We start from the raw sequence: 23,746 nt of genomic DNA on the forward strand, positions 1-23,746 counted from the left end.
GAGGGCAGCCTTTTTTCTTTTCTGCGCCGATCCATTGCTCAGGGCTGTTCCCCCTGCAGATAGGTCTTGCTGGCGGCCTTGAAGGCATCGGTACCGGCCTGCTGCAGGATTTCAAACAGCACCATCTCACGCGTCACGATCTGGGCTCCTGCCTGGCGCAGCCGTTCCAGTGCCAGCTGGTGATCGGCTGCATGGCGGCTGCCGATGGCATCTGCCACCACGAAGACCTGCTTGTCCAGGCGCAGCAGATCCATGGCGGTTTGCAGCACGCAGACATGACTTTCCATACCACACAGGATGAAGTGCCGTTGCCGCAGGGCATGGTCCGGCAGGCAGCCGGCGGCGATGCAGGAGAAGTGCAGCTTGTCGACCACGCTGGCGTCCGGGGCCAGGGCCAGCAAGGCCGGCAGCGTCTGTCCGAGACCGCGCGGATATTGCTCGGAGAAGACAATCGGCAGCTGGTGGTCATGGCAGGCGCCGATCAGCCAGGCCAGGCGGCGTTCGAGCAGGGGGGCGTCGAGGATGGCGGGGAGCAGTTTTTCCTGTACATCGATGACCAGCAGAACAGCGTGTTGCTTGTCGAGCAGCATGGTAGGGCTCCTGAGCGGTGAATGCCAGAATCATACCCTGCGCATCAGGGGCCAGCCAGCTGCTCAGCGGAAGAAAAGGCCGGGGGTCGTCCCGGCCTGTCTTGTCAGAGATCCTGCCCTTCCGGAATCCCCTCATGACTGGGGGCATGTTTGGGCAGAATCAGGTTCAGGATCAGTGCCAGCAGCGAGCACAGGCCGACACCGGCCAGACCAAGGTTGCCGATTTTCAGTTCCAGGCCACCGATGCCGGCGGTGAGTACCACCGAGATGATCACCAGATTGCGTGGTTCCATCAGGTCGACCTTGGCTTCGATCAGGGTTTTCAGACCAATCGAGGCGATGGTGCCGAACAGCAGCACCATGATGCCGCCCATGACCGGCATCGGGATCGACTGCAGCAGTGCGTTGAACTTGCCGAAGAAGGCCATGGCGATGGCAAACAGGGCAGCCCAGGTCATGGTGACCGGATTGAAGTTGCGGGTAATCATGACCGCGCCGGTGACTTCGGCATAGGTGGTGACCGGCGGGCCGCCGATCAGACCGGCCAGACAGACGCCCAGGCCGTCACCGAACAGCGTGCGGTGCAGGCCGGGATGCTTGGTGTAGTCCTTGCCGGTGACACCACCGATGGCCATCACGCCGCCAATATGTTCGATGGCCGGCGCAATGGCGACCGGCAGCATGAACAAGGCGGCCGCCCAGTTGACCTGCGGGGTGATGAAGTGCGGTACGGCAAACCACGGTGCTGCGGCGATTTTGGCCAGATCCACCTGACCCATGAACACGGCGCACAGGTAGCCGACGCTGACCCCGGCCAGGATCGGCACCAGGCGGAACATGCCGCGGGCAAACAGCGACACCACGATGGTGGTGGCCAGCGAGATGCCGGCCAGCAGCAGGGCCGTGTGGTAATCCATGACCTGTGCGCCGCCGGCACGGCCCATGGCCATGTTCGAGGCGGCTCCGGCGACGGACAGGCCGATGATCATGATGACCGGGCCGATGACCACCGGGGGCAGCAGCCGATTGACCATCTCGATGCCGCGCCAGCGGATCAGTGCGGCGAACAGGAAGTACATGAAGCCGGCACAGAACAGGCCGAACAGGGTCGAGGGCATGCCCCAGGTGTGGGCCGAGTAGATGATCGGTCCGATGAAGGCAAAGGAGGAGCCGAGGAAAATCGGTACCTGGCGCCGGGTGCAGAGCTGGAACAGCAAAGTACCGATGCCGCCGCCCAGCAGGGCCATGGCGGGGTTCAGACCGGTCAGCAGCGGCACCAGAACCAGCGCGCCGAAGGCGACGAACAGGATCTGGGCGCCGGAGACGGCTAACTTCAGTTGTTGGAACATGGGCGATCTCTCTTGTCGGGATAGTGATAATGGGGGCGCCGTTCCGGCGCCATGTTGTCCTTCATGCGGTGCAGTACATGATGGCCTGGGCAATGATGTTGTTCTGTCCGGCTGCCAGGGTGCTGTGCTGGCGGAAGGTCTGCACCATTTGCCGTACCCGCTGGTAGGTGTCGTAATTGGGCAGTGCCTGATAGGCAATATCCACCTGCAGCCGTGCCGCCAGACGCTTGATGGTGGTCGGCTTGATGCAGACATGCTCGAACGGCTGGCTGTAGGCCAGGAAGCAGGTCACGACCGGCCACTTGGCCGGGTTGGCGTTGTGGTCGTGGCGGCAGAGCTGCAGCACCTCGACGAAATCGGCAAAGCTGCGCGGTCCGAAGTGATGCAGCAGGGCATGCAGACTGTGCAGGAAGGGCCGGTGTACGTCGCTGAAGGCCAGATAATTGCGCATGGCCATCTTTTCGAAGGTGCTGACCGTGGTGCTGCGACCGATGATCTGGCGGCAGGTGTCGATCAGACCGGCCAGATCATCCTTCGCCAGGGCAGCGGCCATGGCGGGTTCGGCCAGGCCTTCGGCGCACAGCCGCATGACGTTGTTGACACTCTTGTGCTTCTTGCCGAGCGTCAGCCAGTCCGGGTCGGACAGGCCGCCGGGAAAGCGCAGCAGAAAATCATGGTCGATCTGTTGCCAGGCGTTCATGGCTGTTTCCTCTGGTGTGGCGTTTCGGCAGGTTGCAAAAAAGCCGCTTGGCCAAAAGGGGCAAGCGGCGTGGTGTCGGATGTCATGTCAGGCGTGCTTGGTGCCGAAGATCTTGTCGCCGGCATCGCCCAGACCCGGGATGATGTAGCCGACTTCATTCAGGTGGCTGTCGAGCGAGGCCGAATAGATCTGCACGTCCGGGTGGGCGCTGTTGACGACTTTCACTCCTTCCGGTGCCGCTACCATGACCACGGCCTTGATGTGCTTGCAGCCCTTGCGCTTGAGCAGGTCGATGGTGGCGACCATCGAGCCGCCGGTGGCCAGCATCGGGTCGATGATCAGGGCGATGCGCTCGTCCAGGCTGTCGACGAACTTGTCGAAGTAGGGAACCGGTTCCAGGGTTTCTTCGTTGCGGTACAGGCCGACGACGCTGATCTTGGCCGACGGCACCAGATCGAGCACGCCGTCGAGCATGCCGAGGCCGGCACGCAGGATGGGCACGACGGTCACTTTCTTGCCCTTGATCTGTTGCACCTCGATCGGGCCGCACCAGCCCTCGATGGTGACCGTTTCCAGTTCGAAGTCGCGGGTGGCTTCGTAGGCGAGCAGACGCGCCAGCTCTTGAGTCAGCTGACGGAATTTCATGGTGCTGATTTCGCCCTCGCGCAGCAGGCCGAGTTTGTGCTGGATCAGCGGGTGATTGACGACGGTGATGTTCATGCTGGGTCCCAAACCTTGTGAAAAAGCTGTTTTTCCACGGCTGCGACCGGTGAAAAACAGCTTTTCATACGTCAACGGCAGCTTTCGCTGCCGCTCGGTGCGGGTGTCGCGCTGCCGGCCGGTTTCGGTGAACCGCGGCGCTTTTCTGACACTGACGCAGGTATGGGAGCGTATTCTAGCACGGTCTGTCGTGCCAGACCATGCCTCAGCCGGCAAATTCCTTCAGCAGGCTTTGCAGCTCTCCGTTCTGGTACATTTCGGCCATGATGTCCGACCCGCCGATGAACTCGCCCTTGACGTACAGTTGCGGGATGGTCGGCCAGTTGGAGAATTCCTTGATGCCCTGACGCACGTCCGGGTCAGCCAGGACATCCACCGTGAGGAATTTGGCGACGCCACAGGCCTTGATCAACTGTACGGCGCGGGAGGAGAAACCGCATTGCGGAAACTGGGCCGAGCCCTTCATGTAGAGTACGACCGGATTGTCAGTAACGGTTTGCTGAATGTGTTGCTGGGTGTCCATGGCTGGGCTCCTGATGATGAGGGCATGCGGGATTAATACCCGACTGATCTGATTGGGTATTTTACGCGGCGCGCCGCGCCTGGTCAATTTGTGCTTCTTGCTGCCGGACCTTGCGCAGCAGCATATTGCCCAGTTCACCGTACAGCGCCTTGCGGCAGATGAAGCGCGACAGGTTGGCGGCAATCAGTGCCGCGGCCATCAGCGGGATGATCATGCTGGAGGAGTCGCTCATTTCCATCACGATGACGAAGCCGGTCATCGGCGCCTGGGTCATGCCGGAGAAGAAAGCCACCATGCCCAGCAGGATGATGGCGGTCTGCGGCAGATCCGGCATCAGCGACGCCAGATTAAGTCCGATACCTGCACCAACCGCCAGCGAAGGCGCCAGCGTGCCGCCCGGTGCGCCGCTGATGAAGCTGATCAGCATGGTCAGCCACTTGAGGGGACCATAGGCCTCCAGGCCGTCACCGCCTTGCAGGATGATTTCGCGCGCGCGCCAGTAGCCGGTACCGAAGGTGATGCCATGGGCCAGAATGCCGATGACGGCAATCAGCAGGCCGCACAGCATGGCAAACAGGATCGGGTGCTCCGCGCGCAGACGGTTGAGCGGGGTCGGCAGATGACTGGCCAGCTTGAGCATGACCTTGGCGGTCAGGCCGCCGAGCAGCCCCCCGGCGATGCCGCAGACCGGCAGGGCAACCCAGCCCTGGTGCAGGTCGATCGTGACCGAGGTGATGCCGAAGTAGTTGTAATTGCCTTCCAGACTCATGGCGGTCAGACCGGCAATGATCACCGACAGCAGAATGGTCGAGGTGGCCCGCTGGTCGAAGGCATGGCTCATCTCTTCAATGGCGAACACGATGCCGGCCAGCGGCGCATTGAAGGCGGCGGCGACGCTGGCGGCGCCGCCGGCCAGGATCAGACTGCGCGAGGTCCCCTCGTTCTTGATCGCGGAGGCCCGGTTCAGGCTGTACTTGATGGCAGCCCCGACCTGCACGATCGGGCCCTCGTAGCCGAAGGTGGCGCCGGAGGAAATACCGATCAGGGTCAGCAGGATCTGACCGAAGGCGGCCTTGATGGTCAGGATGCGCTCGCGCAGCGCCAGGGTGCCGGGATGCAGCGAGGCAATGGCCTGCGGAATGCCGCCGCCGACGGCCCCGGCGAAGTAGCGATTGAGCAGGAGCACCGACAGCCCCAGGCCGCAGGGGGTAATCAGCAGCGACCAGTAGGGCGAGTGGGCGTAGGCGGCTTCGAACAGGCTGTGCGCCAGTTTGCTGCCGCTCGAAAAGATGAAAGCGGTAATGCCGATCAGCACGGCCGCCAGCCAGATCGGGGAACGTCGTCGCCACAGGGCTGTCGACAGGACAAAGTGGCGCAGACGCCGACTTATCTGTTGTCTGAGCAGTCCGGCAACGTGCTGATCTGGCATGCGGCTATCGTCCTTTTTTGAAAAATTCGAATTATCTAATATTCAATCTTAGGTCATTTGCCCTCTTTTGCCAATACCACGGCGAAGAAACCGTCCATATTGTCACGTGCCGGATTGATGCTGAGCGTGTCTTGCATTGCCAGCGGGATTTTCTGCTCGGCGAGGATCTCTGATGCCGGAATAATAGAATATTCCGGATGAGTAGAAAGGAAGCTGTCGACGATCTGCTGGTTTTCTTGTGGCAGCAGGCTGCAGGTCGCATAGACCAGTCGTCCGCCCTGGCGTACCAGGCGGCTGGCGCTGGTCAGGATCGAAAGCTGCTGCTCGTTCAGCGCGGCCACCGATTCCGGCGTCTGGCGGAACTTCAGATCCGGGTTGCGGCGCAGGGTGCCGAGACCGGAGCAGGGGGCATCGACCAGCACGCGATCCAGCTTGCCGGCCAGGCGCTTGATACGGGCGTCGTTTTCATTGGCAATCAGCTGCGGGTGAACGTTGGACAGGCCGGAGCGGGCCAGGCGCGGCTTGAGATTGGCCAGACGCTTTTCCGCGATATCGAAAGCATACAGCCGGCCGGTGGAGGCCATCTGTGCGCCCAGCAGCAGGGTTTTGCCACCGGCGCCGGCGCAGAAATCGGCCACCATCTCGCCGCGGCGGGCACCGACCATCAGGCCGAGGATCTGGCTGCCTTCGTCCTGTACCTCGATGGCACCGCTCTTGAAGAGCTCCAGCTTGTTGAGTGCCGGCTTGCCTTCGACACGAATGCCGATCGGCGAATAGGGCGTGGCCACCGCCTTGATGCCGGCTTCATCCAGTCGGCTCAGCGCCTCGTCGCGCTTCATCTTGAGCAGATTGACGCGCAGATCCAGCGGCGCACTTTGCATCATGGCGCGGCCCAGTGCCATCACGGCTTCCGGGCTTTGGTCTTCCAGGCGGTCGATCACCCATTGTGGCAGCTCGGCCTGGATGGCCAGATCGTCCGGCAGGGTGCGGGCCTTGAAGGTGGAGAGCCACTCTGCCTCGTTGTTCTTCAGGGTACTGCCGAATTCTTTCAGATTGAGGCCGCGCACCCGGGCCAGGGTGGCCAGGGCCAGGCGGCGCGCGGTGATACGATCCGGTTCGATCAGCGCCCGCAGCTGGCTCAGCCGGCGCAGGCAGGCAAAGGCGGTTTCGGCAATCAGGTGGCGATCCTGCGCGCCGAGCGATTTGTTCTGGTAGAAGTAATTCGACAGAACCGCGTCGGCCGGTCGATCAAAGGCCAGCATCTGGCCGATAACGTTTTCAATATGTCCCAGTTGGGCGGCGTGAATCATTTGTCGTGCTTTCTCGGTGTGGGTTTGGGCAGGTGCCACTCGCTGTTGTCGTCAATGACAATGTCGGTGACCCGCATGTCCAGTTTCATTCTAGTGTCCGAACGGATGATCCGGACGGGTTGATTGGCGAAATCCGGCGCCAGCCAGAATTCGGTGGTGTCGTCGCTGCCGCTGGCACGGAAAACCAGCGCATGGATCTTGCCGAAGCCGGTATCGAAATCGGCCTGGCCGACCGCGGTCAGCGGATATTGGTAAACCTTCTTGCCGGTGGTGATCTGCACCGATTCGCCATCCGACCCTTTCAGCGCCAACTGGTAAATCAGGCTGAAAATATCCTGCGCCCCCTTTTGCAGGGCGACTTGCTGGCGATTGTCCTCGCCGTAATCCAGTATCAGCCCGTCCCAGTCGAAATGCGCGTGTTCGCGCGCATCGTCGTTGCGGAAGGCCTGGTAATCGATGGGCTTGAGCCCGTGCCTGCTGATCACCCCGCTCGAGCGATAGCGCAGCGTGGGGCCGAAAATCGGCCGGATGCGGCTTTCCAGCACATAGTGGTTGCCGCTGCGCTGCCAGTCGATGATCGCCACCCCGGCCATCAGGGCACCATAGAAGACCTGGTAGTGCAGTTGGGCGACCTTGGGGAAGCGCGGCAGGGCGTGCTCCGGACTCAGGATGGCATTCCGGCTGTCCTCCTGCGGGGCGGAGGCCTCCTGCTGCGGCAGCCTGCTCGCGACGTCGGAGGCAACCGCCGCCGGGCTACTGCTGGCCTGGTCGCTGTCCGGCCGCTTCTTGAGCGGGCGTTGCCCGTGGCCGGGCAGGGCGGCCACGCTCATGGTGCCTTTCTCTTCTTTTTTGGCTGCGGGGGTGGGGGGCGCTGGTGCCGGGTCCAGTTGCATGGCCTGCAGGCGGATGCTGATCGGATCGAGCTTGCTGTCCGGCGGCGGGGCGAAGGAGGGCAGCCAGCCGGAGCCCAGCAGTGCCAGATGCAGCAGCACCGAGACCAGCAGGGCCAGCAGCAGGGCCTGTCGCTGCAGACGCTTCATCCGCGCGGATTCACCAGCGCATCGCCACCGCGATCCGCCTCCTCGTGCAGGTAGACACGCCCCTGTTGCCATTGCAGGCGCCCTGCGGCAAACCAGCCAATGACCTGGGGATACAGCCGGTGCTCCTGCTGCAGCACGCGGGCCGCCAGACGGCTTTCGTCATCATCCGGCAGGACGGGGACGGCCGCCTGGGCCACGATCGGCCCGTGGTCCAGCTCTGCTGTGACGAAATGCACCGTACAGCCGGCCAGCTTGCAGCCGGCCTCAATGGCGCGCTGGTGCGTGTGCAGGCCGGTGAAGGCCGGCAGCAGCGACGGGTGGATGTTGAGCATGCGTCCTTCGTAATGACGGGTGAACGCCGGGGTCAGGATGCGCATGAAGCCGGCCAGTACCACCAGGTCGGGGTGGTGGCGGTCGATTTCCTGCGCCAGGGCGCTGTCGAAGGCTTCGCGCGAGTCAAATTGCTTGTGATCCACGACGCCGGTGGCAATGCCATGCTCGCGGGCGAAGGCCAGGCCGGCCGCCTCCGCCCGGTTGGACAGGACGGCGGCAATGTGCACGCCGGGCAGCCGGGCGCGCACGATGGCCTCCATATTGGAGCCGCGACCGGAAATCAGGATGACGATGTTTTTCATGTGTGTTCGCCTGGCTGTGCCAAAAAATAACGGCGCCGCGGGGACGATCCGCGGCGCCGTGACGGACGGAGCTTAGCTTACCCGGGTCTGATGCTCGGCGCCATCCCGCTGGCGGATCTTGCCGATGGTATAAACCGTTTCACCCTGCTGTGCCAGCAGCGCACTGGCCTCGGCCGCATGCTCCGGCGCCACGATGACCACCATGCCGATGCCGCAGTTGAAGGTACGGTACATTTCCTGCGCGTCGACACCACCCTGCTGCTGCAACCACTGGAACAGCGGCGGCAACGGCCAGCTGGCGGCATCGATTTCCGCGACCACCCCTTCCGGCAGGACGCGCGGGGTGTTCTCGGTAATGCCGCCACCGGTGATGTGGGCCATGCCCTTGACCGGCAGCTGCTGCATCAGCGCCAGCAGCGGCTTGACGTAGATGCGGGTCGGGGCGATGACGGTGTCGCGCAGCGACTTGCCGTCGGCAAACGGCGCGTCCAGATCCGGCGCGGCGCGCTCGATGATCTTGCGGATCAGCGAGTAGCCGTTGGAGTGGGCGCCATTGGACGCCAGGCCCAGCACCACATCGCCCGGGCGGATACTGCGGCCGGTGATGATGGCCGCTTTTTCCACCACGCCGACGGCAAAGCCGGCCAGGTCATACTCGCCGACCGGGTACATGCCGGGCATTTCCGCGGTCTCGCCGCCGATCAGCGCACAGCCAGCCTGTTCGCAACCGGCTGCAATGCCCTTGACCACTTCCGTGGCCTGCGCGACGTCCAGCTTGCCGCAGGCAAAGTAGTCGAGGAAGAACAGCGGTTCCGCGCCCTGCACCAGAATGTCGTTGACGCTCATGGCCACCAGATCGATGCCCACGGTGTCATGGCGCTGCCAGTCAAAGGCCAGCTTCAGTTTGGTGCCGACGCCGTCGGTACCGGAAACCAGTACCGGCTCGCGGTACTTTTTGGAGATTTCCACCAGTGCGCCGAAACCGCCGATACCGCCGAGCACTTCCGGACGCATGGTGCGCTTGGCGTAGGGCTTGATGTTTTCGACCAGCGCGTCGCCGGCATCGATATCAACACCGGCATCGCGATAACTGAGGGACGTGGGATTCAAGATCTGCTCGCTTTCTTCACGTGACATAGTTTGACGTCGAGCTTTTATCTGCACAAAAGCCGCTGTATTTTAACCGAATTTTCCTCCTTTGGCTGGTCAATCGACTGTCATGAGACAGGGCGGGCAGCGGACAAAAAAACGAGGTTTCGCCCAAGCCCCGGTTCAGCGTAAAATCAGACCCTGAACTTTTCTTTCGCACGCCCAAGATTTTGGATCAGCTCGTACTGGATTTAGCCCCTGTTCCCCTGCCGGTTTTCGATACTTTCGTCGCCGAACGCAACCGGGAAGTGATCTCTGCCCTGACCGACCCGGGCAGCGAACGCTTCATCTATTTGTGGGGCGATGCCGGCAGCGGCAAGACGCACCTGCTGCAGGCCTGGATTGCCCATGCCGAGACGCTGGGGCGTTCCTCCATCTATCTCGACGCCAAGCTGGAGCGCCTGCCGGACTTCGCCCGCGAGGCCAGCTTCATCGCCGTCGACCATATCGATGACCTGGATCCGGATGATCAGATCACCCTGTTCTCGATCTACAACTCGCTGAAAGATGCCGGCAGCGGTTACCTGCTGATGGCCGGGCGCAAGCCGCCGCTGGCGCTGGCCGTGCGCGATGACCTGCGCACCCGGCTGGGCTGGGGCCTGGTGTTCGAGGTCAAGGCGCTGTCCGACGAGGAAAAACTGGCTGCCCTGCATGCCCACGCCGCCAAGCGGCAGCTGGCGGTAGCCGACGATGTGTTCCGCTATCTGCTGACCCACTGGCGGCGCGACCTGTCCAGCCTGATCTCGATGCTCGACATGCTCGATCGCTACTCGCTGGCCATGCGCCGGCCGATTACCGTGCCGCTGGTCAAAAACGTTTTGCAAACCACCAGAGCCCAACCATGAATCTCGCGATTTTCGATCTCGACAATACCCTGATTGCCGGTGACTCCGAGGCCGAGTGGCCGCGTTTCATGCTCAAGCGCGGACTGCTGCCGCCGGCGCACCTGGAAAAGAGCGAGGCGTATTACCAGCAGTACCTGGCCGGAACACTCAACCTGCAGGAAGCACTCAACCACCAGCTGGCGCACCTGGCGGACTTCCCGCGCAGCGAGCTGGATGCCCTGCATGCCGAATACATGGCCGAGCACATCCTGCCGATCATTCCGGACAAGGCGCGCCAGTTGCTGGCGGCACACCGGGCGCAGGGCGATCTGGTGCTGATCATTACCGCGACCAACCGCTTCCTCACGGCGCCGATTGCCGCCGAACTGGGCGTCGAGCACCTGATTGCCATCGAGCTGGAACAGGATTCGGCCGGCAATTTCACCGGTCGTTCCGAAGGCGTGCTGAGCTTCCAGGAGGGCAAGATCACCCGCCTGCATGCCTGGCTGGCCGAGCGCGGCGAACAGCTGGCGCAGTATGACAAGACCTTCTTCTACAGTGACTCCAAGAACGATCTGCCCCTGTTGTCGCTGGTGAGCCACCCGGTGGCAGTGGATCCGGACCCGGTACTGCGTGCCCATGCCGAGGCGCATGACTGGCCCGTCGTCTCGCTGCGCGACTGAGGCGGCCCATGGACAAGCTCGAAGCCTTGCTGGTGCGCGCCGAGACCGTGCTGTCGCGGCTGGAGACCCTGTTGCCGCCGGCACCGCAGGCCCCGGACTGGACCGCCCCGGCCTTCGTCTGGCGCCGTCAGGGCGCGGCGGGCTGGCTGGCGCCGATTCATGAGCCCCACACCCTGTTGCCCGGGCAGTTGACCCATGTCGAACGGCAGCGCGAGCAGCTGATCCAGAACACGCGCCAGTTCGTGCGCGGCCGGCCGGCCAATAATGTGCTGCTGACCGGGGCGCGCGGCACCGGCAAAACCTCGCTGATCAAGACCCTGCTGCCGCTGTTCGCCGACCAGGGGCTGCGCCTGATCGAGGTCGACAAGGATCATCTCGCCGATCTGCCGATGATGGTCGATCTGGTGGCCGGGCGACCCGAGCGCTTCATCCTGTTTTGCGATGACCTCTCCTTCGAGGCCGGCGATGATGGCTACAAGGCGCTCAAGGTGGCGCTCGATGGCGGAATTGCCCGCCGGGCGGCCAACCTGCTGGTGTATGCCACCTCCAACCGGCGCCACCTGCTGCCGGAGCGTCAGGCCGACAATCTCGATACTCACGCCCGCGATGGCGAGATCCATCCCGGCGAGGCCATTGAGGAAAAGATCTCGCTGTCGGATCGCTTCGGCCTGTGGCTGTCGTTTTATCCCTTTGATCAGCAGGCGTACCTGGATGCCGTCCGTGGCTGGCTGGCGCATTTTGCCGTCGAATTCGATGCCGTGGCCGAACGGGCAGCGCTGCAATGGTCCCTCACCCGTGGCGGCCGTTCCGGGCGTGTGGCCTGGCAGTTTGCCTGCGACTGGGCCGGGCGCAGCAAGAAAGAACGCAAGGTATGGCAGGCGACATGACCTCCCCAAAAATCATTGAAGTGGTGGCCGGGGTTCTGACCCGGCCCGATGGCAGCTATATGCTCGGCAGCCGCCCGGAGGGCAAACCCTATGCGGGTTACTGGGAATTCCCCGGCGGCAAGGTCGAGCCGGGCGAAAGCTTCGAGCAGGCGCTGGCGCGCGAGCTGGCAGAAGAAATGGGCATCCGCATGACGCGGGCCAGTTACTGGCAGACGCGCGAGCACCACTATGAACATGCCTCGGTCAGGCTGCGCTTTTTCCGTGTCTGGGACTGGCAGGGCGAGCCGCGTCCGCTGGAGGGGCAGCAGTTTGCCTGGATGGCGCCGGGCACCGTGACGGTCGAGCCGATGCTGCCGGCCAATGGCCCGATCATCAAGGCCCTGTCCCTGCCATTCGACTATGCCATCACCTGTGCCCATCTGGTGGGCGAGGACGCCATTCTGCACCGGCTGAGTGCGCCGGATGCCCCGCGCCTGGTGCAGGTGCGCGAGCCGGAGATGAGCCTGCCGGCGCTGCGGCGCTTCACCGAGGCGGTGGCGCAGCGGGTGCATGGCTATGGGGGGCGTGTGCTGGTCAATGCCGATCCGGCACAGCTGGCTGGGTGGCCGATTGATGGTGTGCACCTCACGGCGGCACGCCTGCTGGCCTGTCATGCCCGGCCTGACTTCCCCTGGGTCGGTGCCTCCGTGCATCAGGCCGCTGAGCTGCAGCAGGCCGGTGAGCTCGGTCTGGACTATGCGCTGCTGGGACATGTGCTGCCGACGCCGAGCCACCCCGGCGCGCCGGGGCTGGGCTGGACTGGTTTCAGCCAGATGCTGGCGGTCGGTGCGCCCCTGCCGGTGTATGCGCTTGGCGGGCTGAACGCGGCGGACCTGGCGCTGGCGCAGGCGCATGGCGCGCACGGCGTGGCCCTGATGCGGGGCGCCTGGTCATGAACCGCCGCCAGTGGCTGCTGCTCGCGCTGGCCTTGCTGGCGCTGGGCATCGTCAAGCTGGTGGTGCTGCGCTGGTATTGGCAGTCCGGACAGGACAAGTCCGTGGCACAGACCTTGCCCTGTGCGGCAGGGGCGACCTCCTGTGCTTTGCCGGGCGGCGGCACCCTGCGCTTTTTCGGTCCGATCGTGGTGGGGCAGCCCTTTGTCATCGAACTGACCGGGGTCGGCGGCGAGGAGCCGGCAGCGGAATTCAGCATGCAAAGCATGGACATGGGATTCAACCGCTACCGCTTCGTACGCAGCGCCACGGGGTGGCGCGCGCGGGCGACCCTGCCGGTCTGTGTTACCGGGCGCCGCGACTGGCAGATGGTCTTGCTGCTGAACGGGCAGCGCTACCGCCTGCCCCTGCAGGTGAAATGACAACAGGCGCCGCGGCGCCTGTTGTCGTCTGAAGTCCGCCGGTTTATGCGGCGGAGGCCTTCTTCTTCATGTGCATCTGTTTCTTGTGCATGGGCTTGTGCTGTTTTTCCATCTGTTTCATGTCCTTCGGGGCCGAGGCGTCGGCGGCAAAAGCCGGCGCGGCGACGGCGCACGCCAGTAGCAGGGCAACAACGGTTTTCATGGGCGGTTCCTGTCTGTGCGGGGTTGTCAGAGGTCGCGAGCAGGGAAGGGCCTCGGCAGCTTATCGGCTCAGGTAGTCCAGGACGATGGCGACAAACAGCACCAGACCGACACGGTTGTTATCCAGGAAAGCCTTGAAGCAGCGCTGCCGGTCACGCCCCTTGATCTCGCGGTACTGAAGCATAATCAGGAATGCGGATACAAGTATCCCGGCATAAAAGACCAGGCCGAACTGCCACTGGCGGCCGAGCCAGCTCATCAGGACCAGAAACACGGCGTGGCACAGCATGACCGCCTCGGCATCGAAACGGCCAAAGGTAATGGCCGAGGTCTTGATGCCGATTTTCAGATCGTCCGGTTTGTCGGCCATGGCATAGGCCGTGTCGTAGGCCACCACCCAGAAAGCCGTCGCCAGCATCATCAGCCAGGCCAGCAGCGGGACATGGTTGCCGATGGCGGCAAAGGCCATGGGGATGCCAAAGGAAAAGGCGATGCCCAGATAGGCCTGCGGCAGCGGGAAGAAACGCTTGGTATAGGGGTAACTGGCGGCCACCAGCACCGCCGGCACGCTCAACAGCAGGGTGAGCCGGTTGAGCGGCAGGATCAGCAGCAGGGACAGCAGCGCCAGGCCGCCAGCCAGCAGCAAGGCCTCCTTGCCACTGACCGCCTTGCGTGCAAAGGGACGCCCGCTGGTGCGCGCCACCAGGGCATCGAAATCACGGTCGGCATAATCGTTGATGACACAGCCCGCCGAGCGCATCAGCAAGGTGCCCAGACAGAAGATCAGCAGAACCGGCAGCGTCGGGTGGCCGGCCGAGGCAATCCAGATGGCCCACAACGTCGGCCAAAGCAGCAGCAGGGTGCCGATGGGCTTGTCCAGACGCATGAGTTGGCTGTAGATGGTCAGCCTGTCGCGCAGCGCTGTCGTCACAGGAAGGTCTCCAAGACCGGCAGAAAGGCCTCGCATACATTCAGGGCGGCGCCATCGAGCAGAAAAGTGGAGCGTCGGGCGGCATAGCGCGGCGCCTCTTCCATATCCTGGCCGCGCACCAGCGCAAACAGCGGGTGGCCGGGCTGCAGCTCACGATAGCGCAGGGGTTGACGTATAATCGCGCTGTCCTGACTGAACAGCGTCAGGCCGAGCGAGCGGCTGCCGCGCTGCAGGATCGGCTCCCAGACCGGGCAACCGGGGCGGATGATGCTGCGCGCCACGACGACACAAACGCCATCCAGCGTCAGGGCGACATGCCGGGCGCTGAGCGGGCTGCCGGCGGCCGCGCCGACCAGGTCGGCCTCGTCGGAGGCGGCCACCGAAGGCCCCTGATACAGTACGCGCACGGCAAACTCGCGACCGGTGGCCATCAGTCGTTCCGTCAGGGAGGTGCTGTCCGTCAGCCATGGCTGCAGCAGCGCAGAGGTGTGGGGCGGCGTGGCCGCCCAGTGTGTATCGGCAAACATGGCGCACATTATGCCAAACGTAAACCCTGCTGTCCCGTGGCCCGACGACACGGCAGACAGATCATCCTGTGGAGACCCGCCATGCTGAATGCCCTGATCTGGCTGCTGGGCTACCAGATCGCCGGCGAGGCGCTGGCCCGCCTGCTGTCCCTGCCGGTGCCCGGTCCGGTGCTGGGCATGCTGCTGCTGTTTCTGACACTGTGCCTGCGCCGCGGCATTCCGGATGACCTGCGCAGCACCGTACCGGGCCTGCTGCGCCATCTGTCGATGCTGTTCATTCCCGCCGGGGTCGGGGGCATGCTCTGGCGCAGTCAGCTGGCGCCGCTGGCCTGGCAGTTGCTGGCCGTCGTGCTGCTGGCCACCCTGTTGACCTGGCTGGCCAGCGCCGGCCTGCTGCATGCCTTGCTGCGCAGAAAGGCCAGACAGCCATGAACGCAGCCCTGCTGGCCGTCCGCCACTCCCCGCTGACCGGCCTGTTCCTGACCCTGCTGGCTTATCGGCTGGCCATCCTGCTCAACCGGCGCTGCCATGGCCATCCCCTCACCAATACGGTGCTGGTCGGTGTCCTGCTGGTGATGCTGGTGCTCTGGGCAACTGGCATCCGCTACGAGGAGTACATGGCGGGCGGACGTTTCATCCACCTCCTGCTCGGCCCGGCAACCGTGGCGCTGGCCGTGCCGCTGTATGACAACCTGCACCACCTCAAGCGCCATGCCGCCGTGCTGGGGCTGGCGCTGCTGGGCGGCGGGGCAGTCGGCATTCTCTCCGGCGGTCTGCTGGGCAAGCTGCTGGGACTGCCCCGGCCCATCCTGTTGTCCCTGCTGCCGCGCTCGGCCACCACCCCCATCGCCATGGGCATTGCCGAACAGATCGGCGGCATCCCCTCGGTGGCGGCCGCCGGTGTCATTCTGACCGGCATCCTCGGCGCTGCCTTGCTCGGTCCCTTGCGGCAGCGCTTTCCACGGCTGGACGACATGACGCTTGGGTTTGCCACCGGTGTGGCGGCGCACGGCGTCGGCACCGCCAGAGCGCTGCAGTTGTCGGAGACCGCTGGCGCCTTCGCCGGCCTGGCCATGGGGTTGAACGGTTTGTGGACAGCGGTGCTGGTGCCTCTGATTTGCAGTATGCTGAAGTAATAACCAACGCTTTGAATGTCATGCAGAGAGGGACTCATGGATTTGATCCTGTGGCGTCACGCCGACGCCGAAGAAGGCTCTGACGATTTGTCGCGGGCCCTGACCCGCAAGGGCCAGCAGCAAGGGCGCAGCATGGCGGCCTGGCTGGGGCGTCGTCTGCCGCAAGACTATGTGGTGCTGGCGTCAGAGGCCAAGCGCTCACGCCAGACGGCGGCCTTTCTCAGCAAGGGGTTCGAGACCGAGGCGGCCCTGAACCCCGGTGCCGCCATGGAAGACGTGCTGGCGGTGCTGGATCAGTACCATCATGTCGACACGGTGGTGCTGGTCGGCCATCAGCCTTATCTGGGCCGCCTGGCCGCCCGGCTGATGTCCGGCGATCCGCAGTACTGGAACATCAAGAAGGGGGCCATCTGGTGGCTGGGCCTGCGTCATCAGGCCGGTGGCGATCCGGTCCGCCTGAAAGCCATGATCACCCCGGGGATGCTCGACGACTGATTGCGTTACAATGTCGGCATGAAGCGGATTTTTCTCATGATGCTGGCGCTGTGCCTGACAGTGCCGGCACTGGCTGCGAATCAGAATCTGACCTTGCTGGAGCAGATGGCGCGCAGCTATGTGCAGGGCGAACTGAGTCAGCGTCCCCAGGCCACCTTCCGTCTCGGCAGGCTGGACCGCCGTCTGGCTCTGCCGGCCTGCCCCGCCCCTCAGGTGGCATGGGCCGATGGTGCCGTGCCAAGTGGCAACACCTATATCGATCTCTATTGCCTGGCACCGGCCTGGCGTCTGCGCCTGCCGGTCGCCATCAACGAGACCGTGCTCGGCCTGGTGCTGACCCGGCCTGTCAGGGCCGGCGACACGCTGGAACCGGGCGATGTGCGCCAGGCGCCGCTACCGGATGCCGCCATGGCGCGTGATGTGCTGTCGGACCCCGCCCAGGTCGTTGGTCAGAGCATGACCAGCGGTGCTGCCGCCGGGATCTGGCTGCGTAATTTCATGGTGCGCCCGCCATTTGTTGTGAAAATGAATCAGCGTGTGAGAGTGGTTGTCAGTGGTGACGGATTCAGCGTGGAGGCCGAGGGGGTCGCCATCGCCAATGGCCGCGCGGGTGACGTCGTGACGGTGCGCATGCCCAACGGGCAGTTGTTGCGCGGCGTGGCGGGACAAGATGGTGTAGTAAGCTTATCTAATTAAAATAATTTCTCATGTTACGCATATTTGAGACGATAATACAGGTAACCGTGGAGTCTTGAAGGAAGGGACCCAATCATGAAAATCGATCAATCGGGTAATATCCAGGATCTTTATCCGGCGCAGAACAAGCCGGCCAAGCGCAAGCAGGACACTGAATCGTCCAGCTCCAGTGCGCCGTCGTCTCAGGTTGCCATCAACCCGCTGGCCAGCCAGATCAATGAGGTTGCCCAGAACATGGCGACCGAGCCGTCTTTTGATATGGCCAAGGTCGAATCCATCAAGAGTGCGATCGCTGCCGGCAACTTCAAGATCAACGCTGAGGATATTGCCGACGGGCTGATTAATTCGACCAGGCAGTTGCTGGCGGGCTGAGACGCGCGCATGACAGCCTGATATATGGATGGTTATGGCGGATATTGAATTGTTTGCCAGATTTTGCCGGGACGAAACCGAACAGGTGTCCCGGCTAATTGCATTTCTGGAAATGGAACAACAGGCCCTGCTGGCCGGCGAGGTGCTGAAGCTGGAACAGCTGGCCGATGACAAGAGCCGGGCGCTGGATCAACTGGCGCAACTGAGCCAGCAGCGTCAGCAATGGATGCAGACCCAGGGGCTGACCAGCCCGCAGGCGGTGCATGAATGGCTGACTTCGCGGCCGGCACTGTGTGATGCCTGGTTTCAGCTCGAAGGCGCGATCAAGCGCGCCGTGGTGCTGAACGAATTTAACGGCCAGCAGATCAATCAGGGGCTGCACCGTGCCCGGGAGGGGCTGAATGTCCTCAAGAGCGCGGCGGCGTCGATGATGTCCTACGGGCCGGATGGCGCCCAGGCGCAAGTACCGATCGGTGGCCGTCACCTTGGTTCGGCCTGACAAGTGATTGCCGGGTGGTAGTTGTGGTATCTTCCAGTTGGGCCTGAACAACCTTCCAAAAACAATGACCCTGCTATCACTGATCTTCGCACTGGGGCTCGAGCAGATTCGCCCGCTCGGCAACCGCAACCGCGTCTGGCTGCTGTTCATTCGATTCGCCAATCATCTCGAGCGAAATCTGAATGCCGGCGCCAACCGGCATGGCGTCTTTGCCTGGCTGCTGGCCATTGTGCCGGCGATGCTGCTGAGCATTGTCATTTATTACGGACTGAAAGCCATCAGTCCGGTGCTGGCCTTGTGCTGGAACGTTTTCGTGCTGTACCTGACGATGGGGTTCCGCCACTTCTCCAGTGCGTTTTCCGATATTTCCCTGGCGCTGGCCGAGGGGCGTGATCTGGATGCCAGGGTCGCCCTGTCGCGCTGGACCGGGCAACCGAGCGCCGAGCTGTCCGTCAACGAGATCGCCCGCCTGTCGATCGAGCAGGGCGTCATGGACAGCTATCGTTTCGTGTTCGGGACCATGTTCTGGTTCGTACTGCTGCCGGGACCTTCCGGCGCGCTTATGTATCGCCTGAGCCAGATGCTGTACCAGAAGTGGGGCAATCGTCCGCAGGCGGAAGACCGCTTCGGGCAGTTTGCCGACCGGGCTGCCAGCTGGCTGGACTGGCTGCCTGTGCGTCTGACCGCCGCCAGTTTCGCCGTGATGGGCGATTTTGAAGATGCGGTGTACTGCTGGCGCTCCCAGGCCAAAGCCTGGGGCCATTACGCCAACGGTATCCTGCTGGCGTCCGCAGCCGGTGCCCTCGGCATCCGGCTGGGTGACCCGCTGAAGCAGGACTATACGGTCAAGTTCCGGCCGGAACTCGGTCTCGGCGATGAAGCCGATCCGAACTATCTGCGTAGTGCCGTCGGGTTGATCTGGCGCTCCGCCCTGTTGTGGTTACTGGTCATCCTGCTCATGAGCGTGGCCAGCCTGCTGGGCTGAGAGATCGCGCCGACCCCCTGCGCCGCCCCGAAGGGCGGCGTTGGCATTCTTGCCCCTTGCGGGTGTGATGTACAGTGCCGTCGCTGGCACTGCTGAAGAATTATCAGTGGAGATTTCACATGTCTTTTTCCGAACTTGGCCTGTCGCCGGAGCTGCTCCGTGCCATCGGCGAGCAGGGCTATAACGAGCCCACCCCGATCCAGGCCAAGGCCATCCCGCTGGTGTTGACCGGCCGCGACATGCTGGCTGCCGCACAAACCGGTACCGGCAAGACCGCCGCCTTCATGCTGCCGATCCTGGAGCGCCTGAAGAAATACGCCAATGCCAGCGCCTCGCCGGCCATGCACCCGGTGCGCGCCCTGATTCTGTCGCCGACGCGCGAGCTGGCTGACCAGATCGGCGTCAACGTCAAGGCCTACACCCGTTATCTGCCGCTGCGCGCCACCACCATCTTCGGCGGCATCAATATGGATCCCCAGGTGGCCGAACTGCGGCGCGGGGTCGAGATCCTCATCGCCACCCCGGGGCGCCTGCTGGACCACGTTTCGCAAAAAACCGTGCAGCTGAACAAAGTCGATGTGCTGGTGCTGGACGAAGGCGACCGCATGCTCGACATGGGCTTCATCCAGGACATCCGCAAGATCATGGCCTTGCTGCCGCGTGAACGGCAGACCCTGCTGTTCTCCGCCACCTTCGCGCCGGAAATCAAGAAGCTGGCCGAAGACTTCATGCGAGACCCGCAGGTGGTCGAAGTCGCGCGCCAGAACTCGACCAATGAAGACGTCGAGCAACTGGTCTATGCCGCGGATGGCTGGCAGAAGCGCAAGCTGCTGTCGCACCTGATCCGCAATCGCGACATGGGCCAGGTCATTGTCTTCTGCAAGACCAAGCTCAGCGCCGATCAGCTTGCCCGTGACCTCAAGCGCGACGGTCATGCCGCCGAAGCCATTCACGGCGACAAGGCCCAGGCAGCCCGACTGGAAACCCTGTCTGCCTTCAAGGAAGGCAGCATCAAGGTGCTGGTGGCGACCGATGTCGCTGCCCGCGGTCTGGACATCACCGAACTGCCCTATGTGGTCAACTTCGAGCTGCCCAACGCCCCGGAAGACTACGTGCACCGCATTGGCCGTACCGGTCGTGCCGGTGCCTCCGGCGTTGCCATCTCGCTGATGTCCCAGGAAGAAAGCCGTCAGCTCGAGGCGATCAACAAGCTGATCCGCAAGAACCTGGAAGCGCAGGCGGTGGATGGCTTCTGGCCCTCCTGGATGCCGCGCCCGGTGGTGGAAGCCCCGGTAGCACCGACGGCCGCCGCCCTGACCGGCGCCCCGGAAGGGATCAAGCAGCCCAAGGCCGTTCGCCGTGGTCGCGGCAAGCAACAGCGTGAAATCCCGGCATTGCTGCTGCCGCCGCGCTACAAGGTCAACGCCCCCGCCCGCTGAGCATTCTGACCGGCATTTCCCTGCCATGGGTCGCAATCCGATATACTGCGACCCATGGAACCCTCTGCGCCGCCCTTTGCCGGGCTGACTCCCGATACCCTGCTCGACGCCGTCGAGACCCTGGGCCTGCGCCCTGATGGCAGCCTGCTGGCGCTCAACAGCTACGAAAACCGTGTCTATCAGATCGGCATGGACGAAGGGCCGCCACTGGTCGCCAAGTTCTACCGGCCCGAACGCTGGACCGAGACACAAATCCTCGAAGAGCATGCCTTCGTGGCCGCCCTGGCCGGGCTGGAAATCCCGGTAGTCCCCGCGCTGGACTTTGCCGGGCACACCCTGCACCGGCACGCTGACTACCGTTTTGCCCTGTTTCCGCGTCTCGGCGGTCGCATGCCGGATTTCGACCAGGCCGACACCCTGATGTGGATGGGCCGCTTCATGGGGCGCATTCATGCGCTTGGCGCCAGCCAGCCCTACCAGCACCGTCCTGCCCTGAATATCGAGACCTTCGGCGAAGAACCGCTGGCCTGGCTGATGGCGCATGACTGGCTGCCGGCCGAGTTGCGCGAGGTGTATCAGGGCGTGGCCCGACAGGCCCTGGATGGCGTGCGGCGCTGCTTTGACCGCGCCGGCGCGGTACGCAGCATCCGTCTGCATGGCGATTGTCATGCCGGCAATGTGCTCTGGACCGATGACGGTCCGCACTTCGTCGATTTCGATGACAGCCGCAGCGGTCCGGCGGTACAGGACCTGTGGATGCTGTTGTCCGGCGAGCGGTCAGACCAGTCGCGCCAGCTGGCCGATCTGCTGGCCGGCTATGAGGACTTCTGCGAATTCGATACCCGCGAGCTCTATCTCATCGAAGCGCTGCGCACCCTGCGCCTGATGCATTACAGCGCCTGGCTGGCACGGCGCTGGCATGACCCGGCCTTTCCCGCCGCCTTCCCCTGGTTCGGCAGCCAACGCTACTGGCAGGATCGTATCCTTGAGCTGCGCGAGCAGATCGCCCTGATGGACGAGCCTCCCCTCTGGCCGGTCTGATCCAGCCGACGAAAAAAAGCCCGGTCACCATGACCGGGCCAGACGGAATGCCGGTCTCTTACCAGAGGTGGATGCGCTCGCTCTGCGGCTTGAACATCTTGTCACCTGCCTTGACCTCGAAGGCGTCATAGAACCCATCGGTATTCACCGCCGCCCCCTGCGGCCGGAACGCCGCTGGTGAGTGCGGATCGGTCACCAGCAGCTTCAGCAGGGCCTGATCCTTGATCTTGCTGCGCCATACCTGCGCAAACCCGATAAAGAAGCGCTGATCACCGGTCAGCCGGTCGATCACGGCCGCTGGCTTGCCCCCCAGTGACAGGTGATAAGCCTTGTAGGCAATCTGCAAGCCGGCATTGTCGGCAATATTCTCCCCCAGCGTGAGCTTGCCGTTGATGTGCTTGCCCGGCAGCGGCTCATAGGCATCGTACTGCGCCACCAGCTTGCTGGTCAGCGCATCAAAGCGGCTGCGGTCCTCCGGCGTCCACCAATTGCGCAGCTTGCCATCTCCGTCGAACTGGCTGCCCTGATCATCAAAGCCATGGCTGATCTCATGGCCGATCACCGCGCCGATCGCCCCGTAGTTCACCGCCTCATCCGCCCTGGCATTGAAGAACGGCGGCTGCAGGATGCCGGCCGGGAAGACGATTTCATTCAGCGAAGGGTCGTAATAAGCGTTGACCGTCTGCGGCGTCATCTGCCATTCCGTGCGATCGACCGGGCGGCCCAGCTTGCTCAGCCGGTACTGATAGGCAAATTGCGAGGCACGCAGCACGTTGCCGGCAAGATCGTGGCGATCAATCTGCAACTTGCCATAATCTCGCCACTTGGCCGGATAGCCGATCTTGATCTGATACTTGGACAGTTTTTCCTGCGCAGCCTGACGCGTCGCCGGCGTCATCCAGCTCAGCTTGTCGATGCTTTGCTGGTAGGCCTGCATCAGATTGTGGACCAGCTCATCCATCCTGGCCTTGGCCTCGGGCGGGAAGTACTGCGCCACATACAGCTTGCCCAGCGCCTCGCCCATCGAGCGTTCCACCAGCGACACGCCGTTTTTCCAGCGCGCGCGCTGCTCCTTCACGCCGGACAGCGCCTGCTGATGCAGCGCGAAATGCGCATCCACAAACGGCTTGCTCAGGAAGGGGGCATAGCCGTCCAGCAGACGGATAGTCAGATAATCGCGCCAGACCGGCAACGGCGTGTCATGCAACAGCTCGCCCAGTGCCTTGACATAGCTTGGCTGGGTCAGGTTCAGCTTGTCCGTATTGCCCACCCCGGCCGCTGCAAACCAGATCTGCCAGTCGATGCCGGGTGCGGTTTTCTGCAACTGGGCCCGGCTCATCGGGTTATAGGTCTTGATCGGGTCGCGGTTGGTGACGTTGTCCCATTGCGCCTGGGCAATGCGGGTTTCCAGCGTCAGCACGGCCGTGGCCCGTTCGGCGGCATGGCTCATCCCGGCCAGGGTAAACAGCTGGGTCAGATAACCCTGGTAGGCCTGGCGCGCGGCGACAAAACGGGCATCGTTCTGCAGGTAATAATCGCGATCCGGCAGACCCAGGCCATCCTGATTCAACTGCAACAGCGTCACGCCCGGATTGGCGGCATCCGGATCGACGCTGACACTGATCGGCAGCTCTATCGGCGCGGCCTGCAGCTGACCCAACAGACGCGTGAGCGCCGGCAGACTGTCCGCCCCGGCGATCTGAGCCAACTGGCCGGACAGCGGGCTGAGGCCGCGCTGATCAGCCGATTTCACATCCATGAAGCTCAGGTAAAGATCCGCCAGCTTGCGTTCCTCCTTAGAGGCGGACGGCGCCTTGGCGACTTGTTCGATCAACTGCCGGCTGCGGGCTTCATTGTCATCGCGCAGCTTATTGAAGGCGCCATAGGAGGCATGGTCGCCGGGAATACTGGTGGTCTTGACCCACTGACCATTGACGGCCGAGAAGAGGTCATCCTGGATGCGAACCGAACGATCGAAGCCGCTGAAGTCGATGCCGGATACCGGTGCGCTCAGGGCTGAGGCAGAACCAAATGCCAAACCAAGCAATAATGCCAATGAATGCAGTTTCATGGGTGTCTTTCTTGTGATTTGAGCGAAAGAGGATGCAAGTCTGCTATTTTGCGGCATGGCGCGAGAGGGTGCCACTGGCGTAGTTGCCTTGGGTCAAACGATATGCCGTAAACATACCTTGGCATGCAGGTACCCGCCTGTCCATTGTCCTGACCGGACA

General features: G+C 63.3%; 28 protein-coding genes. 14 read left to right on the plus strand and 14 right to left on the minus strand.

The window, feature by feature from the left end:
• Positions 1-38: 38 nt before the first annotated feature.
• The 10 genes from AACH39_RS15170 to purM form a co-directional block, all read right to left on the minus strand.
• The gene (locus AACH39_RS15170; protein ID WP_215777975.1) at positions 39-590 is read right to left on the minus strand and encodes a hydrolase; all 552 of its coding nucleotides are present in this window, start codon (positions 588-590) and stop codon (positions 39-41) included.
• Between the two features lie 104 nt (positions 591-694).
• Positions 695-1,939: a uracil-xanthine permease family protein gene (locus AACH39_RS15175; RefSeq protein ID WP_215777973.1), complete on the minus strand. Its 1,245-nt coding sequence runs from the start codon at positions 1,937-1,939 to the stop codon at positions 695-697.
• A 61-nt stretch (positions 1,940-2,000) separates the two neighbouring features.
• Positions 2,001-2,639, minus strand: coding sequence for a hypothetical protein (locus AACH39_RS15180; RefSeq protein ID WP_338620508.1), 639 nt, complete (start codon positions 2,637-2,639; stop codon positions 2,001-2,003).
• A gap of 87 nt (positions 2,640-2,726) precedes the next feature.
• Positions 2,727-3,359, minus strand: a complete 633-nt coding sequence (upp, locus tag AACH39_RS15185) for a uracil phosphoribosyltransferase (protein ID WP_215777968.1) — start codon at positions 3,357-3,359, stop codon at positions 2,727-2,729.
• A 205-nt stretch (positions 3,360-3,564) separates the two neighbouring features.
• On the minus strand, positions 3,565-3,882 hold the full coding sequence (grxD, locus tag AACH39_RS15190) for a Grx4 family monothiol glutaredoxin (protein ID WP_215777966.1): 318 nt from the start codon (positions 3,880-3,882) through the stop codon (positions 3,565-3,567).
• Between the two features lie 61 nt (positions 3,883-3,943).
• The gene (locus AACH39_RS15195) at positions 3,944-5,311 is read right to left on the minus strand and encodes a chloride channel protein (RefSeq protein ID WP_215777963.1); all 1,368 of its coding nucleotides are present in this window, start codon (positions 5,309-5,311) and stop codon (positions 3,944-3,946) included.
• Between the two features lie 53 nt (positions 5,312-5,364).
• Positions 5,365-6,618 carry an RsmB/NOP family class I SAM-dependent RNA methyltransferase gene (locus tag AACH39_RS15200; RefSeq protein ID WP_338621284.1) on the minus strand — a complete coding sequence of 418 codons (1,254 nt, stop codon included), beginning with the start codon at positions 6,616-6,618 and terminating at the stop codon, positions 5,365-5,367.
• Complete coding sequence (locus AACH39_RS15205; protein ID WP_338620509.1) at positions 6,618-7,661, minus strand: DUF3108 domain-containing protein; 1,044 nt, start codon at positions 7,659-7,661, stop codon at positions 6,618-6,620. The genes AACH39_RS15200 and AACH39_RS15205 overlap by 1 nt, the downstream gene beginning before the upstream one ends.
• Positions 7,658-8,296, minus strand: coding sequence for a phosphoribosylglycinamide formyltransferase (purN, locus tag AACH39_RS15210; RefSeq protein ID WP_215777959.1), 639 nt, complete (start codon positions 8,294-8,296; stop codon positions 7,658-7,660). Before purN ends, AACH39_RS15205 begins: the two co-directional genes overlap by 4 nt.
• Positions 8,297-8,368: 72 nt before the next feature.
• The gene (purM, locus tag AACH39_RS15215) at positions 8,369-9,406 is read right to left on the minus strand and encodes a phosphoribosylformylglycinamidine cyclo-ligase (RefSeq protein WP_338620510.1); all 1,038 of its coding nucleotides are present in this window, start codon (positions 9,404-9,406) and stop codon (positions 8,369-8,371) included.
• Positions 9,407-9,615: 209 nt separating this feature from the next.
• Here purM and hda point away from each other — a divergent pair, with 209 nt between their 5' ends.
• The 5 genes from hda to AACH39_RS15240 are packed head-to-tail and all read left to right on the plus strand — an operon-like array spanning position 9,616 to position 13,193.
• The gene (hda, locus tag AACH39_RS15220; RefSeq protein WP_215777955.1) at positions 9,616-10,290 is read left to right on the plus strand and encodes a DnaA regulatory inactivator Hda; all 675 of its coding nucleotides are present in this window, start codon (positions 9,616-9,618) and stop codon (positions 10,288-10,290) included.
• Complete coding sequence (locus tag AACH39_RS15225) at positions 10,287-10,952, plus strand: HAD family hydrolase (protein ID WP_215777953.1); 666 nt, start codon at positions 10,287-10,289, stop codon at positions 10,950-10,952. Before hda ends, AACH39_RS15225 begins: the two co-directional genes overlap by 4 nt.
• 8 nt (positions 10,953-10,960) lie before the next feature.
• The gene (locus AACH39_RS15230; RefSeq protein WP_215777950.1) at positions 10,961-11,839 is read left to right on the plus strand and encodes an ATP-binding protein; all 879 of its coding nucleotides are present in this window, start codon (positions 10,961-10,963) and stop codon (positions 11,837-11,839) included.
• The gene (locus AACH39_RS15235) at positions 11,836-12,774 is read left to right on the plus strand and encodes a Nudix family hydrolase (RefSeq protein ID WP_338620511.1); all 939 of its coding nucleotides are present in this window, start codon (positions 11,836-11,838) and stop codon (positions 12,772-12,774) included. The genes AACH39_RS15230 and AACH39_RS15235 overlap by 4 nt, the downstream gene beginning before the upstream one ends.
• Positions 12,771-13,193 (plus strand): hypothetical protein, encoded by a 423-nt coding sequence (locus AACH39_RS15240; RefSeq protein WP_338620512.1) that lies wholly within the window; start codon positions 12,771-12,773, stop codon positions 13,191-13,193. The genes AACH39_RS15235 and AACH39_RS15240 overlap by 4 nt, the downstream gene beginning before the upstream one ends.
• A 43-nt stretch (positions 13,194-13,236) precedes the next feature.
• Here AACH39_RS15240 and AACH39_RS15245 read toward each other — a convergent pair whose 3' ends face one another.
• Genes AACH39_RS15245 through AACH39_RS15255 form a run of 3 tightly spaced genes read right to left on the minus strand, consistent with a single transcriptional unit; the run spans position 13,237 to position 14,852 of the window.
• Positions 13,237-13,395, minus strand: a complete 159-nt coding sequence (locus AACH39_RS15245; RefSeq protein ID WP_215777944.1) for a hypothetical protein — start codon at positions 13,393-13,395, stop codon at positions 13,237-13,239.
• 60 nt (positions 13,396-13,455) lie between these two features.
• Positions 13,456-14,325 carry a 4-hydroxybenzoate octaprenyltransferase gene (gene ubiA / locus AACH39_RS15250; RefSeq protein ID WP_338620513.1) on the minus strand — a complete coding sequence of 290 codons (870 nt, stop codon included), beginning with the start codon at positions 14,323-14,325 and terminating at the stop codon, positions 13,456-13,458.
• Positions 14,322-14,852, minus strand: a complete 531-nt coding sequence (locus AACH39_RS15255; RefSeq protein ID WP_252346086.1) for a chorismate lyase — start codon at positions 14,850-14,852, stop codon at positions 14,322-14,324. Before AACH39_RS15255 ends, ubiA begins: the two co-directional genes overlap by 4 nt.
• A gap of 81 nt (positions 14,853-14,933) precedes the next feature.
• Between AACH39_RS15255 and AACH39_RS15260 the strand changes: the two genes are divergently transcribed.
• From AACH39_RS15260 to AACH39_RS15300, 9 genes are all read left to right on the plus strand, one after another.
• On the plus strand, positions 14,934-15,284 hold the full coding sequence (locus AACH39_RS15260) for a CidA/LrgA family protein (RefSeq protein ID WP_338620514.1): 351 nt from the start codon (positions 14,934-14,936) through the stop codon (positions 15,282-15,284).
• Positions 15,281-15,988, plus strand: coding sequence for an LrgB family protein (locus AACH39_RS15265; protein ID WP_215777934.1), 708 nt, complete (start codon positions 15,281-15,283; stop codon positions 15,986-15,988). Before AACH39_RS15260 ends, AACH39_RS15265 begins: the two co-directional genes overlap by 4 nt.
• A gap of 36 nt (positions 15,989-16,024) precedes the next feature.
• Positions 16,025-16,483, plus strand: a complete 459-nt coding sequence (locus tag AACH39_RS15270) for a histidine phosphatase family protein (RefSeq protein WP_215777931.1) — start codon at positions 16,025-16,027, stop codon at positions 16,481-16,483.
• Between the two features lie 18 nt (positions 16,484-16,501).
• Positions 16,502-17,179 carry a flagellar basal body P-ring formation chaperone FlgA gene (gene flgA / locus AACH39_RS15275; protein WP_338620515.1) on the plus strand — a complete coding sequence of 226 codons (678 nt, stop codon included), beginning with the start codon at positions 16,502-16,504 and terminating at the stop codon, positions 17,177-17,179.
• A 75-nt stretch (positions 17,180-17,254) separates the two neighbouring features.
• Positions 17,255-17,551: a flagellar biosynthesis anti-sigma factor FlgM gene (flgM, locus tag AACH39_RS15280; RefSeq protein WP_215777926.1), complete on the plus strand. Its 297-nt coding sequence runs from the start codon at positions 17,255-17,257 to the stop codon at positions 17,549-17,551.
• Between the two features lie 34 nt (positions 17,552-17,585).
• Entirely contained in the window at positions 17,586-18,050 is a 465-nt protein-coding gene (locus tag AACH39_RS15285; RefSeq protein WP_256444947.1) for a flagellar protein FlgN, read from the plus strand.
• A 64-nt stretch (positions 18,051-18,114) separates the two neighbouring features.
• Positions 18,115-19,035: a CobD/CbiB family protein gene (locus tag AACH39_RS15290; RefSeq protein WP_215777920.1), complete on the plus strand. Its 921-nt coding sequence runs from the start codon at positions 18,115-18,117 to the stop codon at positions 19,033-19,035.
• A gap of 119 nt (positions 19,036-19,154) precedes the next feature.
• On the plus strand, positions 19,155-20,474 hold the full coding sequence (locus AACH39_RS15295; RefSeq protein ID WP_215777917.1) for a DEAD/DEAH box helicase: 1,320 nt from the start codon (positions 19,155-19,157) through the stop codon (positions 20,472-20,474).
• A gap of 54 nt (positions 20,475-20,528) precedes the next feature.
• Positions 20,529-21,515, plus strand: a complete 987-nt coding sequence (locus AACH39_RS15300) for a serine/threonine protein kinase (RefSeq protein WP_338620516.1) — start codon at positions 20,529-20,531, stop codon at positions 21,513-21,515.
• A gap of 58 nt (positions 21,516-21,573) precedes the next feature.
• Here the strand turns inward: AACH39_RS15300 and AACH39_RS15305 are convergent, their stop codons facing one another.
• Positions 21,574-23,586 (minus strand): M13 family metallopeptidase, encoded by a 2,013-nt coding sequence (locus AACH39_RS15305; protein ID WP_338620517.1) that lies wholly within the window; start codon positions 23,584-23,586, stop codon positions 21,574-21,576.
• Positions 23,587-23,746 lie beyond the last annotated feature (160 nt).

It is taken from the genome of Paludibacterium flexuosum (genome assembly GCF_037076605.1).
GTDB lineage: Bacteria > Pseudomonadota > Gammaproteobacteria > Burkholderiales > Chromobacteriaceae > Paludibacterium.